General features: G+C 39.7%; 13 protein-coding genes. 6 read left to right on the top strand and 7 right to left on the bottom strand.

Translation table 11 applies throughout. The annotated features are described in order from the left end of the window. Positions 1 to 254: 254 nt before the first annotated feature. Entirely contained in the window at positions 255 to 1,115 is an 861-nt protein-coding gene (locus QZU77_RS05130; protein WP_295601003.1) for a DUF1002 domain-containing protein, read from the bottom strand. 250 nt (positions 1,116 to 1,365) lie between these two features. On the opposite strand from QZU77_RS05130, the gene QZU77_RS05125 reads away from it, so the two are divergent. The 3 genes from QZU77_RS05125 to QZU77_RS05115 all read left to right on the top strand — a co-directional run bounded on the left by QZU77_RS05125 (position 1,366) and on the right by QZU77_RS05115 (position 5,723). Then, positions 1,366 to 2,166 (top strand): DUF169 domain-containing protein, encoded by an 801-nt coding sequence (locus tag QZU77_RS05125; RefSeq protein ID WP_295601000.1) that lies wholly within the window; start codon positions 1,366 to 1,368, stop codon positions 2,164 to 2,166. Positions 2,167 to 2,235: 69 nt separating this feature from the next. Further along, positions 2,236 to 3,921: an ABC transporter ATP-binding protein gene (locus QZU77_RS05120; protein WP_295600998.1), complete on the top strand. Its 1,686-nt coding sequence runs from the start codon at positions 2,236 to 2,238 to the stop codon at positions 3,919 to 3,921. After that, on the top strand, positions 3,918 to 5,723 hold the full coding sequence (locus QZU77_RS05115) for an ABC transporter ATP-binding protein (protein WP_295600993.1): 1,806 nt from the start codon (positions 3,918 to 3,920) through the stop codon (positions 5,721 to 5,723). The genes QZU77_RS05120 and QZU77_RS05115 overlap by 4 nt, the downstream gene beginning before the upstream one ends. On the opposite strand, the gene QZU77_RS05110 is transcribed toward QZU77_RS05115, so the two are convergent. The 5 genes from QZU77_RS05110 to QZU77_RS05090 all read right to left on the bottom strand — a co-directional run bounded on the left by QZU77_RS05110 (position 5,720) and on the right by QZU77_RS05090 (position 13,021). Then, on the bottom strand, positions 5,720 to 6,517 hold the full coding sequence (locus tag QZU77_RS05110; RefSeq protein ID WP_295600990.1) for a tetratricopeptide repeat protein: 798 nt from the start codon (positions 6,515 to 6,517) through the stop codon (positions 5,720 to 5,722). The two genes, QZU77_RS05115 and QZU77_RS05110, sit on opposite strands and share 4 nt — an antisense overlap. A 100-nt stretch (positions 6,518 to 6,617) precedes the next feature. After that, the gene (locus QZU77_RS05105; RefSeq protein ID WP_295600987.1) at positions 6,618 to 10,103 is read right to left on the bottom strand and encodes an SNF2-related protein; all 3,486 of its coding nucleotides are present in this window, start codon (positions 10,101 to 10,103) and stop codon (positions 6,618 to 6,620) included. 101 nt (positions 10,104 to 10,204) lie between these two features. Then, positions 10,205 to 11,566 (bottom strand): MATE family efflux transporter, encoded by a 1,362-nt coding sequence (locus QZU77_RS05100; RefSeq protein ID WP_295600984.1) that lies wholly within the window; start codon positions 11,564 to 11,566, stop codon positions 10,205 to 10,207. Positions 11,567 to 11,602: 36 nt separating this feature from the next. After that, a complete protein-coding gene (locus QZU77_RS05095) occupies positions 11,603 to 12,595 on the bottom strand; it encodes a tRNA-dihydrouridine synthase (protein WP_295600981.1) in 993 nt (330 codons plus the stop codon). Positions 12,596 to 12,649: 54 nt separating this feature from the next. Next, positions 12,650 to 13,021, bottom strand: a complete 372-nt coding sequence (locus QZU77_RS05090; RefSeq protein ID WP_295600978.1) for a helix-turn-helix domain-containing protein — start codon at positions 13,019 to 13,021, stop codon at positions 12,650 to 12,652. A gap of 79 nt (positions 13,022 to 13,100) precedes the next feature. Between QZU77_RS05090 and QZU77_RS05085 the strand changes: the two genes are divergently transcribed. From QZU77_RS05085 to QZU77_RS05075, 3 genes are read left to right on the top strand one after another with little or no spacing between them, the layout of a single operon-like run. Next, positions 13,101 to 13,790, top strand: a complete 690-nt coding sequence (locus tag QZU77_RS05085) for a DsbA family protein (protein ID WP_295600975.1) — start codon at positions 13,101 to 13,103, stop codon at positions 13,788 to 13,790. Continuing rightward, positions 13,787 to 14,476: a metal-dependent hydrolase gene (locus QZU77_RS05080; RefSeq protein WP_295600972.1), complete on the top strand. Its 690-nt coding sequence runs from the start codon at positions 13,787 to 13,789 to the stop codon at positions 14,474 to 14,476. The genes QZU77_RS05085 and QZU77_RS05080 overlap by 4 nt, the downstream gene beginning before the upstream one ends. Before the next feature lie 47 nt (positions 14,477 to 14,523). After that, positions 14,524 to 14,931: a flavodoxin family protein gene (locus QZU77_RS05075; protein WP_295600969.1), complete on the top strand. Its 408-nt coding sequence runs from the start codon at positions 14,524 to 14,526 to the stop codon at positions 14,929 to 14,931. A 183-nt stretch (positions 14,932 to 15,114) separates the two neighbouring features. Here QZU77_RS05075 and QZU77_RS05070 read toward each other — a convergent pair whose 3' ends face one another. Beyond that, on the bottom strand, positions 15,115 to 17,550 hold the full coding sequence (locus QZU77_RS05070; protein ID WP_295600966.1) for a RyR domain-containing protein: 2,436 nt from the start codon (positions 17,548 to 17,550) through the stop codon (positions 15,115 to 15,117). Positions 17,551 to 17,581 lie beyond the last annotated feature (31 nt).

Genomic DNA, 17,581 nt, shown 5'->3' with positions numbered 1-17,581 from the left:
GAGCCGTATGTCTTAAAAGGGACACGTACGGTTCTTAGAAGAGGGGAGACAAGCAATTGTCTCTTCTTATTCGACCTATTTTTCCAACATTAAAAAAAAATACTACAAAATCAACATACCAAAAAATGGGATAAACTTTTCAAGAAAAACTATAATAAGATTTAACTATTTTTAAACAGGATAGAAAAAATTTCAAATCAACAAAATTTTTGAAAGAGTGACTTTGCGTTAAAAAAAAAAAGGTTTAATGGGATTTAACTCCCATTAGCTAATGACCTGACCCAGTCAAGCAATCCGTCAAGTGTGAATCCACCTGTGGAGTTTCCATCATTCAAGAATGAGTTTACTTTGTCCTTATAGTAGTTAACGTCACCTTGAACGTTTTGGACTTGCTGGATAGTGTCTGCAAGGTTTTCAATGTCACTGTTGGTTATGTTTATGTTGTTGTTTTGAACATGATTGTTAATGATGTTCACGATAGTGTCATGGTCTGTCACATTGCCGTTTGAAACTTCCTGTTTCACGTCATCGACAAGTTTTGATAGGCTGTTTGCATCCACACCTGAGTTTTCAACGATTTCAGCTTGAGTGTAGATTTCATCGTTCGCAGCTTCCTTTACATTTTCTGGAATTTCAACATCAGTTGCCTGCTCATAAGCATTCATTATTCCTGCAAGTGCAGATTCGCCTGTGGCTTCAACAGGACTTGTTACGTAAACATGTCCGCTGGTGATTCCGGCTGATTTCAATGCTGAAATGTACATGTCGCCAGTGATTGTGGTGATCTTGGATTTGTCCACGCTTACCTGCAGATTGTCATTGTCGTTCAAATCCAGTAATGCTGATGAGTATATTTGATTTGAGGAATATGATTTACCTGTAATTCCGCTTGACACCTGGTTTACCTGGTCAGCAGTAATTACTTTTGATTCTACATTATTTAAGTCAACATTTGCTTGGCTTTTGAAGAATGCATCAACAACTGACTTATAGTTATCGTTTGCATTTGTGGTTTCGCCATATGTTATTACAAGATTGGAATCAGTTGCAAATCCTGTTGGAATCAACATGCCAACGAGGATCAATGCTAATATTGCTATAGTAATTTTTCTCATTATTTTTCACCTCACTGAATTTCCTATCTTAAATTAGTTGAAGTAGTATATAAATGTTGCAGTTTTTGCAAGATTTCTAATGAATTTCTAATTGCAGAAAAAATTGTAAAAAATAGACAAACATATAATAACCTATTCTAAAATATGTTCAAACGTTCGATGTTTATAAACTAAAAAAACGCCAACCCTAAAAAATCAACAAATTGTATATAATACAAGATATAGAATTATTATTAAAGAGGTAGTTAACATGCAAAGCAAGATATCAGAAGAACTAAAAATGAAATTCCCGCCAATAGCACTCCTTAAAAGCGACAATAAACCTGAAAATGCAATCGGACCGAAAACCGGAAAAGGCGGATGCGTGATGAGTTTCGTTGCACAGACCATAGCCAAAAGGAAAACAACATACTTCGGCCGTGAACACATAACCTGCGGAGGAATCAACGTGGGATTCGGCTGGGGCTCAGGATTTGAAAACGAGGCCATGATGGATTTCCAGGCAACATTCCTCTCCTGCGGAGTCGAATCCTCACCGAACCCAGAGGCATACCTGGAAAGACTGAACCATATGCCAAAAAACACTCGTGAAATGTTCACCCACGGCGAGAGAATATATTGTGATTTTGAAACCGCAAAGGAAAGCATCAAAAACCGTCCGGTATACGATGAGGGAGAATACGTGATATTCAAGGGATTGGAGAACCTTGAAGATGATGAGATTCCAGAATCAGTGATATTTACCGTGAATCCAATTGAACTGACTGCACTAATCCAGATCAACACTTCATTCAGGCTTGACGGAGCATGCATCCTGACCCCTCAGGCATCAGCGTGCCAGGCGATAGGATGCTTCACGTTCCAGCAGGATGAAAGCGATGACCCGAAACCTGTTCTTGGACCTATAGATTTTGCAGGCAGGAGCAAAATGAAGCATTTCATCCCTAATGATTACTTAAATGTTTCAATGCCTTGGAAATTGTTCCTTAAACTGGAAAAAATAAGTGAAAAGAGCGTGTTGCAAACTGATTTGTGGAAAAAATTCATTTAAGCAAATTATAATTATAATATGATAACTTAAATAATATTTAAGACCATTATGAAGAAGCTGTTAAAACCAATGAAAAATAAAATCCCTCAAGTCGGTTTTATTTTCATTTTCCTATTGATTCAGGTTTACTGTGATTTGACCTTGCCACAATACACAGCAGATATCGTCAATATAGGCATCCAGAACACCAATTTCCAATTCATCATCGATACCGGTTTAGTCATGCTTTTAATGGTTGCAATCTCAACGATTGCAACTGTTGGAGTGTCCTATTTTTCAAGCAGGGTGTCATCAGGCTATGCCAAGGATTTGAGGAAAATAATTTACTCAAAGGTTTTGAAGTTCTCAAACCATGAACTGAACAACATTTCACGCTCTTCCCTCATTACAAGAACCACCAATGACATCAATCAGCTCCAGGGAATTTTAGGATTTATTTTCAACACACTCATATTCGCTCCCCTTTTGGGAGTTGGAAGTATCATCAAAGTGTTTGAGCTTCAAACAGACCTATCATGGATTATCATAGTTAATTTTGTTGCAGTCCTTGTTCTTTTAGTGATTGTAATGGTCAGAGTCGTGCCTTATTTTAAGATTACCCAGGAGATAATTGACAGGATAAATAAGACTGCAAGGGAAATCCTGATTGGAATACCTGTCATTAAAGCATTTGTCAGACAGGATTATGAGGAGAACAAGTTCCAGAAAGTAAATCAGAAATTCTATGACGTTAACCTTTATGTTTTCAAGACAATAATGATCATACTTCCGCTGATGACACTGATTATGAACTTGATGGTTGTTCTGATTCTTTATTTCGGAGCATATGACGCCATACACAATGGAGTTTTAACCGGTGACATAATAGCCTTCATCCAGTATGCGACTCAAATCGTCACTTCCTTTTTGATGATTGGAGTTTTTATCATCATGCTTCCAAGATTCCTTGTTTCAGCAAGGCGTATCAGTGAAGTGTTGAATACTGAAATTACAATAACCGACGGAGAGTTGACAGACATATCCGCTCATCCGACCATTGAATTCAGGAACGTTTCATATAGATATCCCGGCAGTGAAAAGGAAACCCTAAAAGACATTAGCTTTACTCTGAAGCCCGGTAAAACCACTGCAATCATTGGCGGAACAGGAAGCGGAAAATCCACAATCCTCAATCTGATTCCACGTCTCCAGGATCCGAGTTCCGGTGAAATCCTGATGGATGGAATCAACATTAAAAACATTAATCTGAAAAGCCTGAGGGACAGGATAAGCTTCACTCCCCAAAAGGCAATACTATTTCAGGGCGATGTCAAGTCAAACATGAGGATTGGAAAAAGCGATGCGAATGATGATGAGATTCAAAAAGCCTTAAGGCTCGCACAGGTCGATTTTGTCAATGACCTGGCAGAGGAGGTTACACAGGGGGGGTCTAACTTTTCAGGAGGCCAGAAGCAGCGCTTGTCGATAGCAAGAGCCATTATAGGCCATCATGAGTTTTATCTCTTTGATGACTGTTTTTCAGCTCTTGACATGAACACTGAAAGGAAAATAAAGAATAACCTGAAAGGCTTGAAGGACTCCTCGATTCTGATTGTGTCACAGAGAATCTCGACAATAATGGATGCCAATGAGATTCTAGTGATTGACAATGGCCAAATCATTGACCGGGGAACACATGACGGACTATTGGAAAGCTGTGAAATCTATCGTGAAATCGCCAATATCCAAATCGATTATATGGAGGCATTGTCATGAGCCCAAGGCCCCTTAGAAGGAAGCCCCCGGAAAAGCCCGTTGACAATAAAAAGGCAATCGGGAACATCATATCATTATTAAGCGGCCATAAGGTCAAGCTGATATTGACAGTGGTTTGTGCGGTGATTTCAACGGCATTTACAATTATCGCACCATTGCTCATCGGAGAGGCGACAACCATCATATTCAATGGGATAAACAATATCATCCACCATACCGGTTCGATTGATTTGGACGCCTTGATAAATCTTTTAATCATCGTGGTGATATTGTACATTATCAGTTCAGTGTTCTCTTATCTTCAAAGCATTCTTTTAATTGAAGTGACCACTAAAATCAGTTATGATTTAAGGGAAAAGCTGATTGAAAAGATTCTTAATCTGCCGATGGACAAGGTTGAGGAAAACAAGAGGGGAGACATCCTGTCAAGAGTCACAAATGATGTTGATTCGCTTCAAAATGGAATCACCCAGTCATTCATCCAGTTAACAACTGCAGTAATCACAATCATTGGAGTGTTCATCATGATGCTGACCATCAATGTTTGGATGACCTTGGCGACAATCATCCTCATCCCAATTGCATTCCTGCTCATCAGGTTCATGACAAAATATTCCCAGACTTATTTCCTAAGGCAGCTGGAGTTCAAGGGTTCGTTGAATGCTCAGATTGAGGAGACATTCACCGGCCATGACATTATACTCACATTCAATCAGGAAGAGATTTCCATGGAGAAGTTTGAAAGCGACAATGAGAACTGGTTTGTCCATGAGTGGAAATCACAGTTCTACTCCAGTTTAAACGGCCCTCTGATGAATTTCATATCCAATTTCACATATGTTGTGGTTGCGGTTCTTGGTGCGGTGTTTGTACTGCAGAGGGCCATTGCCGTTGGCGATATCCTTGCATTCTTCCAGTACACTCAAAGTTTCACAAGGCCAATACAGCAAATCACTCGCGTGATGAATCAGATTCAAACCGCAATGGCTGCCAGCGAGCGCATTTTTGAATTTCTGGAATTTGAGGATGAGCAGAACCCTTCAACCAGACAGTTGACCACAATTAAAGACGGCATCACCTTTGATAATGTGAGCTTCTCATACACTCCAAATGAGAAGATCATTAAAGATTTGTCCTTTGATGTGAAAAAGGGTGAAAAAATAGCTATTGTCGGTGAAACCGGTGCCGGCAAAACCACAATCGTCAAGCTGCTCATGAGATTCTATGACATCAATTCAGGTTCAATCAGGATTGACGGCGTTGACATTGATGAGTATGACAAGCACAGTCTAAGGTCCATGATGGGAATGGTTCTGCAGGACTCCTGGCTTTTCTCAGACACCATTGCCAATAATATCCGTTATGGAAACCTTGATGCAAGTGATGATGAGGTTGCTGATGCTGCCCGTCAGGTTTACGCTGATGATTTCATCCGCCAATCCTCCGAGGGCTATGACAGTGTCCTGAATGAGGATTCCGATAACATTTCACATGGCCAAAAGCAGCTGCTGACGATTGCAAGAACCATATTGTCAAAAAAAGAAGTGCTGATACTTGATGAGGCCACATCAAGCGTGGACACCAGAACCGAGAAGCTGATTCAGCAGGCAATGGACAAGCTGATGGAGGGCAAAACAAGTTTCATCATTGCCCACAGGCTGTCAACCATTCGCAATGCGGACAAGATTATCGTGATTGAGAATGGTGAGATTATTGAGCAAGGAACTCACGAGGAATTGCTTGCCCTTGAAGGATATTACTACAATACCCTTAACAGTCAGTCAAAGGAAAACATTATTTAAATCTTATTCTGGCATTCCTGCCATAATGTTTCAGATTCCTTATCCAATTCGGTGAGGTTATTTGCTTTTCTGAATGCTTCATCTGCATTCTTATAGTCTTCGCATGCATAATATGTGAGCGCTTTACCCTTAAATGCATCAAATGATCCCCAATCTTTTTCAATCACTGAATCATACACACTTATCGCATCATCATAATCGCCGTTGAGCCTGTTTGCATCCGCAATGGCAATCATTACGTTAATGTCATCCATTATGGCCAGTGAGGTGATGAACTCCTCTATTGCATCATCGTATTTACCTAAATTGGATAATGCCCTGCCCTTAAGGTAATATGCATCCTTGTTTGTGTCATTAACATGAATCGCCTTTTCACAAAGCTGAATGACTCTTAGATTTGCCCTTTCCTCATCACTGAATTCCTTCATCTCTATCCTATTCAGTCTTCTTCTAGCCCTTCTTACGTAATCCTCATCACGGTTGAGTGCTATTTTAATGTTCCTGGATGATTCCTTAACTGATTGCGGCAACTCGTCACTGTTGATGATTTCTGATTTCAATTGTGACACCTCATCGACAACATCGGAAACATGGTTTAATGTATTTTCACCTATTTCCTCCAGGTCGATTTCATCCAGTCCTTTTTTATCCACTTCCTTTAGAATCTCCTTGCTTTCATCCTTTAAGTAATCTATCTTGTCAGAGATTTGCTGGAGAAAAGTTGATTCGAAAAATACCTTATCCCCTTTTCTTCGGTTAACATTAATGTCTTCCCAGTCTTTTGATTCCTTCATGAGAATTCACCTCTTAATTCTAGATTTAACCTCAGACCATAAAAACATTATCATTTTATAAAATTGATTTAACATCAAAATAGAATGATCTTCAATTAATTTAATCAAAATTATCCCTTTTTCTTAAATTAAGCATATTCCTCAATTCCTCATTGGTCATTTCAGTAATGAATGATTCATCACTGTCAATTGCCAAATCCACTAGCTCGCTTTTTTCAATGAGTATCTGATTTATCCTCTCCTCAAGGGTGCCTCGTGTGAGAAACCTGTAAACCATGACATTCTCGGTCTGGCCTATCCTGTATGCACGGTCGGTTGCCTGGTTTTCGACTGCAGGATTCCACCACAGGTCATAATGGATGACATTGCTTGCTGCTGTTAGGTTCAATCCTATTCCTCCGGCCTTGAGGGATAATATGAATATTTTAGCATTGCCGTTCTGGAATTCATCAATCATCCTGTCACGCTTCTTGCGGCTCACCTTACCGTAAAGGAACATCACTTCCTGTGAGAACTCCTCTTCAAGAAGTTCCTTGATTATCTCACCCATACGAACGTATTGGGTGAATATCAGCACTTTCTCATCGGATGCAAGGATGTTTTCAATAAGGTTTATAAGCACTTCCATCTTGCCGGATTCGCTTGTCTTCGCATCATCGGTTTTCAAAAACTGTGAGGGATGATTGCAGATCTGCTTCAGGGAGTTAATCAGCTTCAAGACCAGTCCCTTCCTCTGTATGCCTTCGCTTTTTTCAACATCCCCCATCATCTGTTTCAGTGTCTCATCATACATTCCCGCCTGCTTGACTGAGAGGTTGCAGTAGACATCGTTGATTATCTTGTCCGGCAGCTCATCGACAATGTTCTTGTCGGTTTTGAGCCTCCTTAGGATGAATGGGGAGGTGATCTTCTTGAAGTCGTATAGTGCGAAATCGTCATGCTCCTTTTCAATGGGGTTCAGAAAACGGTTCCTGAAGTGCTGGAGAGTGTTGAGGTATCCCTTGTTTGTGAAATCGAATATTGACCAGTATTCCCCCAGATTGTTTTCTATCGGAGTGCCTGACAATGCTATGTGATGCTTTGCCTTTATTGACTTGATTGCCTTTGTCTTTTTTATGTTTGGGTTTTTGATGTTTTGTGCCTCATCAACGACTATCACAAACCATGGCGTCTGCCTGAATTCAACCAGGTCCTGCCTTATCATGCCGTAAGTTGTCAGGAGTATGTCAAAGCCTCCTTCAGGATAATGCCGGTTCATGCCGTGATATGTTTTCACTTTAAGTGTCGGGGCGAATTTAGCTATCTCCATCTCCCAGTTGGTCAGGATGCTTGTCGGCACCACTATCAGCACTTTCGAATCGTCAAGCTTGTGGTTTTCCTTCAGGTATAATATTACTGACAATACCTGTATTGTTTTGCCGAGGCCCATGTCGTCGGCAAGTATTGACCCGAATCCCAGCTGCATGTTCTGAAGCATCCATGAGAATCCCCTTTCCTGGTATTTTCTTAATGTTCCGTTCAATGATTCAGGCGGGGCAACCTCCGGGACTTCCAGGATATTGTTCATCAGCTCCTCCAGCTTCTCATCCATTTCAACATTGGCGCTTTCATTGCTTAGAAGGTAGCGTATCAAATCGGACTTGTTGGGATTTTCGGGGATATTGGCTATGTCCTCTTTCAATTGATACAGGTTGTCCTCGTCTAGAATCATGTAGCGGTCCTTTATCACGACGAGTCCACGGTAATTATAGGTCAATGATTCGAAATCGTCAATTGAATATGTTTCATCGCCTATTGCTATTTTCCAGTCGAAATCCACCAGGTCATTCAATGTCAATGAGGATGTCGGCGTTTTCTGGTTGACTTTAAGAACCAGCCTTGCCTCATCAGCCATGCTGAACTCCTCCGGAGCATGGACTTCCACACCGCATTCCCTTAGGACTGGCGCTACATTCTCCATGAAATATGAGTACTGGCTCAGTGTCATTGTCTTGTCGTTTAATATCTGATAGGAGACTCCGGATTTTGTGAAGAGATTCTGTATGATTGAAATGCTCTTGATAATGTCTGGGCGATCAAGGCCTATAATGTCTTTGAATTCATATGTCTGGTTGTTGCATCTGACTTTTAACCTTAGATTGAATTCCAGATTGTCCTGATATGTTGATATGATGAGCATGTAATCCTTTTGACTTAGGAAAAGTGGAGACAGCCAATTGTCAATCTCCTCTTCCTTGCCCCGATAGGAATGGCTGTTGAAGTCCTGGCTTTTAATGAAAAAGAGTCTGAAATACTTTTCATGCCTGTATGATGCGAGATTGCGAGGTATTGCCTTGCTGATGTAATATTCACTGAATCCCTCGAATATTAGACTTATCAGTGCCATGACCTGATTTTCCCGGGATAATTTGGTATCTGAGAATGTCAATAGGTTTCTTGGACATCTCTTGTGGAAGTATTCCAGCTCGTCATATATCTGCTTGTCGAATGCAGGTATCCATCTGATGTGGTGCTCATTGTTTTCCAGTTTGAATATTTCAGGCACCATTGCATTGGAATTGATCAGTTGGGCGGTGAAGATGTAGAGTTCATGGAGAAACCTTACCTCATCGCAGTAGGATGAAATGTCTATCTGGTTGATTTCGGCTAGAAACGCGAATAATGGGTATTTCAGGTTTGACATGAAGAAATTGTTGTCATATTGCCCGGTCTTGATATGGGCAATTTCATAGTTTCCGTCAAGGACAATTTTCATCTCATTCCATCTTTGAGGGTTGCACCATTTCTCCTCGAATGCAAATCGTATCTCATCTTGGGTTTTTGAAGTGTAGTAGCTTGAGCCTCCCAATGTGTTTCCGAGGGTTATGAATTCCTGGAACTCGTTTGAAATGTTTGAATCGAAGATTTGATATATGCATCTTGACATTGAGGCCAATGTGTCGCACAATACCTCGTTGAAATTAACTGAACTTGATGGGTAGAATGATGGGTAATCTGATAACGAATAGTTTAGCTTCACTAGATGATTGATGTTTTCGGAATCTGTGAGACGGGGTTTGGAGTCATTGCTTAAGACATCGCTGATGCTTTTGATTTTACCGTGACTGCCGTTGATTATTTGATTCAGGTTCAATCCCCTTAGTGAGAACATGAATGATGGGTCATCCTCTATTATATTTGCAAGCTTATGGAAGACCGCCGCCTGGTGCTTGCAGAACAATCCCCTTCCGCAATCGCAGGACAATTCAAAGTCATCAGTGCTTGATGGAAGGATTTTGACATCTGCATTGAGAAAATCCAAGGATATCTGATTGTTCAGTAATTTGGAGTATATTATGGGATTGCCTTTAATGTAATCAGTCAGGTATCCCTTCTCGTCTTCTGTGAATTCCTTGAACTGTATCCTTACATTGTAAAAGTCGCCCGGCGCTCCCTCAACCCTGGCTTCCACTTCATTTTCGGCAACCCTGAATGACCTTATGCTTCCGTCCTGGGCATAAATCACACCATGTGCCAAATGATTTTTATCGTCTATTTTTTTAATGTTTCTTATCCATTGTTTTGGCATTTCGTTATCTGATTTCATCAATAACCTATTTTAAAATTCCGACTATATAAAGTTTATTCCAAATCAAATAAGGATTTTACAAGCGTTTTGCAATATTGATTCCAGCTTGTTAAAAAAAATCATGCACATTGCCTTTTGAACTTCATGTTGAATATCCAGATGAAGATGAATCCGATGATTGAGCCGAGATTCATGCCGATGATTGCGCCCAGGTAAACTCCGAAAACTCCCATATTCAATGTTATTCCCATGATATAGGCGAACAGCATGCTCAATACAAGCTCCCTCATTATTGTCAAGGCAAGGGATTTGAATCCTGACCCTACTCCCTGATAGACGTATGCGGCAGTTGCTCCGAATGGTATCAGGACATTGTAGAACACCAATAGCTGCAGTATTTCAGCTGATCGATTGACAAGGGCAGGGTTTCCTGCTTGAAAATTGAATACATCACATATTGGGTAAGCGAAAAAGTAGAATGTCGCACAGATTATTACTGTAATAATCAGGCTTATCAGTGTTGAGTATTTTATGGTTTCATTGAAGTTTGGCCAGTTTCTCCCGCCATATGCCACTCCTGAAACTGTTATTGTGGCTGTTCCAATTGCCATGCATGGGATGAATGCAATTGTTATCATTCTCCAGCAGATTGTGAATGATGCGACTTCACTGACTCCTGCAGTGGTCATGATTAGATAGTTGAGGATTATTGCCACCAGTGCGAATATTATCTCTTCTGTTGCTGCGGGAAGTGAAACTACAAGGATTTCCCTGTAGATATTCATCTTTCTTTTGTAATGCGAGAATTTAAACTTGAAGAATGTGTCCTTTTTAACGCTAATCCAGTAGATCATCAATATGTAACCTGCCAGTGATGCTATAACGGTAGCCAGTCCCGCTCCGAAAATACCCAAATCCAATCCATATATTAAAATAGGGTCAATGATCATGTTCAATACGGCAGTTAGGATTAACGGGTTTGTTGCGCGTGCCACATCACCCTCAGCCCTGAAGATGCTAGCTGTCACGTTGGGCAAAAGAAACACTATATTAAGCAAGAATATGATTTGACCATAGCTTAGGCAATATGTCTTGACACTGCCTGCACCCAACAATACAACCAAATCATCTAAAAAGAAAATACCTACAATTAAAACAATGATAGATACAATAAGTGTTAAAAATATCGAATGCATAACTGCATTATTTGCATCTTCAATTCGCTTGGCTCCGACATACCTTGAAATCAGGGAATTGGCACCTGCACCCACACCTGTTCCAAGACCAATGATGACCAAATATAATGGAGATATGAAACCCAAAGCAGCCAGAGCATCCGCATTGATGCCTGCAACCCAAAAGCTGTCTATCAGGTTGTTTAAAAACATCAGAAGCATTGAAAAAATAGTTGGAAAAGCCAACTTGTTAATGGCTTTTCTCGGATTTGCCCGGATCAAGTCAATATTTTCATTAGATTGCATCAATCATATATATTGAAAAACAAAATATTTAAAATGTTAATAATGATAGCAAGTGCTGGTTTTAGTCCGGTAACAGTTGTTGCATTTCAAACACCTTGACTCGCCACAACCATTATCCTTCCAATCCTTTAAGAAATCCCCCTGAGCAACAAATGGCCTGTACATTGACAGGAATTCAATATCAGTGCTGTTTAAGATTTCATTCATGTGCAGCATGTTATTGAAACCGCCACCGACGATGACGGGCACGTCAACCGAATCAATCAGTTTATTGGTGTAGTCTATCAGTTCCCCCTCTCCGGACAATTTCTTAGTGAAATACAATGGAGACAATGGTCTTGTAACCTGTATAGAATCCGCACCAACCTTTTCAAGCAGCTTGCAAGCCTCAAGGCTTTCATGTGAATCAAAACCATCCTTCCTCTCGTCAAAAGTGTTAACCTTAACTGAGACGTGCAAGTCAAGATTGTCCTTCATCACCTTGACCAATTCCAACACCAACCTCATGCGGTTGAATACGCTCCCACCATAATCATCGTTTCTTTGATTATAATAAGGGTTGATGAACTTGGACAGGAAGAAATTATTGCCGACTGAGAGTTGTATGCCGTCAAAGCCCGCAACCTGCAGTTTTTGGGCTGCCTCTATAATGTCGGATTGTATCTGGCGAATATCCTCGATTGTCAAATCATTGACACTGATGTCCAAGTCGATTCCACGATTATACTTTATGAACTCGACCTGTCCTAAAATCGGAACATCATAACTGTGAGTGATTTCTGCAATCTTGCGGGCCATGGTCATGAAGTTGAGATTGCCCATCTTAAATGAGTGCTCTGTGAACTTGTCTTTCGGATAAATTGAGTATAATTCAGAGGTGATTAGGCCAACGCCGCTTGATGCGATTTTTTCATACCTTTCATATATTGCATCCAAATCGTTTTGCTGGGATTCCCACAAGCCGGTTCTTATAATTCTGCTTTTTAGTGTCAAATCCCCTAATTTACATTTGTCGAATATTGTTTTCATGTAAAGTAATTAGTTAAAAATAGTATAAAAAGAAATAAGTAATTCTAAACTTACCTATATTCCATAGACTTCACGATATTCGCTTAAAAGTTGTTCCTTTTCCTCTTCGCTTCTGGTATCATCCAATTCATGGAAGAAATATGAGGTTATCTCATATAATATCCTGTTTGTTTTCAATCCCTTCTCCGTCAATGCATATTCTGTCTTGTTTTGAACCTCATCAATCACTGTTTTGGTGACCATCCCCTGTTCCTCCATATACTTCAATGTCTGGGCAAGAACATGATTGCTGATTGTCGGATTCATTTGCTTGAATTCATTGAAATGAGTTTTGCCATTGTAAATATTGGACATTATGCAGAATATCCATTTCCGGTTAAATACATCCAAAGTGTTGCCTATCGGACAAATATTATTTTCAACCATAATTATCATGCAAGTAATTTTATAATTACTTTATTATTTATTAACCTAATGTTTTAAATATTTTCTTTGAGGTATAACTATGAAAATTACATATTGGAGCGATTTTGCTTGTCCATACTGTTATATAGGAAATACAAGACTGAAAAAAGCAATTGATGATTTGGATTTAGATGTTGAATTTGACATTCGTGCATTTGAACTTGATCAAAACGCACCCCGTGACGTTCAGTCAACCACTGTAGAAAGGTTCGCAGTTAAATACAGCCTGTCAATAGAGGATGCTAGAAAACAGGTGAATCAGATTTCACAGCTCGGGGCTGATGAGGGAATTGACTTTAAATATGAAACAACATTATACACCAATACCCGTGACGCCCACAGGTTGATGAAACTGGCACAGGAAAAACATCCCGAATCCGTCGATAAATTGGCCACATCACTTTTTGATGCATATTTCGTTGAAAATCTTAAGCTGGCAGACCATGAGGTTCTTATGGAAATTGCCCTTGATGCAGGTTTGGGTGAAGAGGAAATAAAAGAAGTTCTAGACACTGATTTATATAATGCTAAAGTTGAGGAAGATGAAAACATTGCGCTTTCAGCCGGAATCCATGCCGTGCCGTTCTATCTGTTTGACGGCAAATATTCAATACCGGGTGCATTGAGCTATGATGATTTTAAAAGCGTATTGTCACAGATAATTAGTGAAAGTGAAGTTGATGATGACAAGGACAGCGATAATTGCGCCGATGGGGTCTGTGCTATATGAAACTTAGATGGCTAGGTCATTCAGCATTTGAACTAACTTCAAACAATGGTTTGAATATTCTTGTTGATCCGTTTATCCAGGCAAATCCCGCTTGCCCATTAAAAACTAATGATGTCAATTCGGATGTTGTCTGCATAACCCATGGACATGCGGACCACTTTGGAGACGTGGTTGAAATAGCTCGGAACAATCCCAATTTAATGGTGATAAGCAATTATGAGATATCCATTTACCTGCAACGGAAAGGTGTTCATGCAATCGGGATAAATTATGGTGCATTCATCAAAATAGAGGATGTTGAAATAAGAATGCTTGAAGCAAAACATTCATCAACATTCGATTTTGAAATAGAAACAAAGTATGCAGGCAACCCCGGAAGTTTCCTGTTCACTTTTGATGATGGGCTGAAAGTATTTCATGCGGGAGACACTGGATTGTTCAGTGATATGAAATTCGTAATTGGAGAAATCTACAATCCTGATATCGCATTATTGCCAATAGGCAACATTTTCACAATGGATCCGGCAGAAGCATCCATTGCAGCCAGTTGGATTAATCCTGAATTCGTCATTCCAATGCATTACAACTCTTTCCCGTCAATCGCTCAAGACCCTGAAAAATTTAAACAATCCGTAACTAATTGTAAAACATTGATTCCAAAAGTTCTGGAAACCCTTGAATTCTAAACAAAACTTTATATTTTATAATAATTAAATTAAGTTTAGGTGTTTAGATGAAAGTAGCAATTAGATATTACAGTAAAACTGGAAATACAAAAAAGCTTGCAGAAGCGATAGGCTATGCAATAAACGTTGAAGCAAAAACAGTAGATGAACCATTGACCGAAGATGTTGACATTCTATTTTTAGGAAGTGCGGTCTATGCTGCTGGAATCGATTCAAAAATCAAGGATTTCATAGCAAACATCAACGTCAATGTCGGTGAAGTCGTCAATTTCTCATCAGCAGCACTAATCGAGTCAACCTACAGTCAAGTCAAAAAGCAGGTTGAAGCTAAAGGATTGAAAATGAGCGAAGATGAATTCCATTGTCGTGGAGCTTTCAAGTTCGTCCACAGAGGACATCCTAACGATGAAGATTTGAAAAACGCTCAGGAATTCGCTAAAAGAATAGTTAATTAATTATTCTTTTTACCTCATCCTTTCAACTTATGAAATTATTCATTAACCTTGCTGACACCAATGCAAGACCTAACCAAAACTTAACGATGAATTAACCTTGTCCACACCAAATTGATTGAACCACTCCGGCTTGAAGAAGCCGGAGAATTCTTGCACAATAATGTTAAAAGTGAATAATTTAACCTATTCACTTCTGACTATCTTCAAACCAACATACTCATCCCTGCACATTTCAGGAAGGTGCCTGATGGTTTCACGGTTTTTATGTTTTACTTTACGGTCAAGATCATCCCATTCAACGAAGTTTTTACTTGAAACTTCATTTAAGTTGAGCTTGAGCTTGTACCAGCTTTCATGTTCCCTTTTGGCGAAGTGCTCTATCTCATCATAATCGAATGATACAACCTCTTCTCTTGGGTCTTCCAATGGGACAAATTCATAACCTTTTTCCTTCAATATGTTGATCAATTGATTTGCTTGTTTGAAATTTGAGAACTGTATGGCATTGTCAAGATTCTTAAATTCCAATTCACCACTGGAATTGCTGTCAAGCTTGCCGTATTCATAGAATTGGTTCATCTTGTAGGTCAATGCCTTGAACCTGCTTCTGATGATTTTCAATCCGAGATTATCTAGGAGTCTAGGTATGTTCTTGATGGTGTCTATATCATACTGCCTGTCTTCAGGGAGAAGATACTTCCATTCCTTCATGCATGGACTGATTTTCTCTTCGAGGTCTTTAGTTTTACCATAAATCCATCCTTTGCCCAGCTTCTCATCCCACCATTCGTCATGCTCGTAAATGGCCAAGTCGTTAATATCCTTGTTTGAGAACTTGAGGATCCTGACGATTTTTGAAGTCTCTTCAATGATTTCATCGTCAATTTCATCAGGAGTGATTCCCTCGCCGTATTTCTCGTTGATGATTTTATTGACTTTAGTGTCGATATCATCTGCATCAGCCAGTTCCTCCTCGGTCTTATGGGCTATCTCACATCCTATCAATGCCAGTTTTTTTGGAATTGATTTTGCTTGGCGAATATTGGACATTTTCAAATCGGAGTTCAACTCATCAAAACGGACTTTCTTTTCAGCATATGATATTGTTTCCCCGTTACCTGATGTCTGGTTATACTGTTCGTTGATTTCCACCGCTAGTTTTTCAATGTTTCTCATCAGCACGTCAGGTGTCCTGATATCCTCTGCCAGAATGTCTCTTTGAACATCATCCAATTCTACTTTAGGCAATATTGACAGTTTTGCTGGGAATATTTTCCTCACGTCAAGGACTTCATTGATGAAATCATCCTTCATTTCCTCAAATCCTAGACCCATGGACCCATTTTTGAGAATGTATCTTACAATGATTTTTTCGTCATCTATCTCCACATCGAAATCGTTTACATGATTTCTTTTCTTATCCATGACCCCATATGGGCGCCTGTTCCATTCTTGAAGCTCATCACATAATATTAACAAATAGGATATCGGTGAGGCACTCGGATCCAGTTTTCCAAGCTTGAAAAGATCACTTTGCAATGTCTTATTGTAATAGTTATGCAGCAGGATTGCGGTTGCACTGTCAACTATCGGGTAGAAGAAGAAGTCCTTGTCCTTTTCAACGTACTGTTGAATCAGTTTACCGTATGAGTTCAATACAAGTATTGCTGAGAAGTATCCATGGTCCACGAAACCCATATCATTCATGTATTTGATGAATCCGTTCAAGTGCTTGAGGAGCTTTTTGAACTGGACCTTGTCGAAGCCGAAATCATTGGCTATCTTATGTGCCATGATGTCTGTCGGCTTGAACAGGTCAAGGACTTTTGTTGACTCGTAGCGGTTTCTGAACTTGTCTGCATAGTCATATGGAGGGATTTTCACAATTGCATTGAACTCGTTGAAATCCCTATAGTCCACATGGGCGTCAATGTCATAGTTTACTGAAATGGTCTTGATTCCATCCTCGATGACCTTGTCTATCTGTTTTCCGATGATTTCAAAAGGGTATCCTATATCGTGGAAGAGCGATGCTATTCCCCAACGGTAAAGGAATTCCTCATGGGAGAATTCCATATCAGGTGTTTTGTAATACTTCTTGTAGAATTCGTTTTCAAGAATGTAGTCCTTAAAGATAAATCTGAAATTCTCGTTTTTAGCGTAAATCGCCAGTCCCAATACGAAAACGTTCACTGAGTGGATGAAATGATCCCTTTGCCTGTTTATCAGCTCGCCAGTGTTTTCCTCATATTTCTTCATCAGATCCACCAGATTCAGGAGAGTGTTCGGTTCGCTTATGAGGCTTTTCGGACTGTCCTCATCCACTTCGCTTTTATCCTCCGGCGTAATCTGGTAAATCATGAGAAAGTTCTCATACACTTCATTTGCAGTGTAAGGTGATTCGAATTCAAGAAAAACATCTATTGTTGCTTTCAGCAATCCCTTGTAATCATGCTTGTATTGAGTGCTTGAGTTTTGGGACTTGTTGTCATCATACAAGGTCAACATGTCAAAGAATTCATCAATGTAGACATGGAGATTTGATTTTTCTCGTCGTATGTTGTCATTTACAAATACTTCCTCTTCATCTTTTATATTCTCATTTGCTTGTTCATTCATGCTTACACCTTATTGATATATTAGATAAAAT

Source organism: uncultured Methanobrevibacter sp. (genome assembly GCF_902774605.1).
Taxonomy (GTDB): Archaea; Methanobacteriota; Methanobacteria; order Methanobacteriales; family Methanobacteriaceae; genus Methanocatella.
The sequence above is the reverse complement of the archived record's forward strand: the minus strand, read 5'-3'. Positions and strand labels throughout refer to the sequence as shown.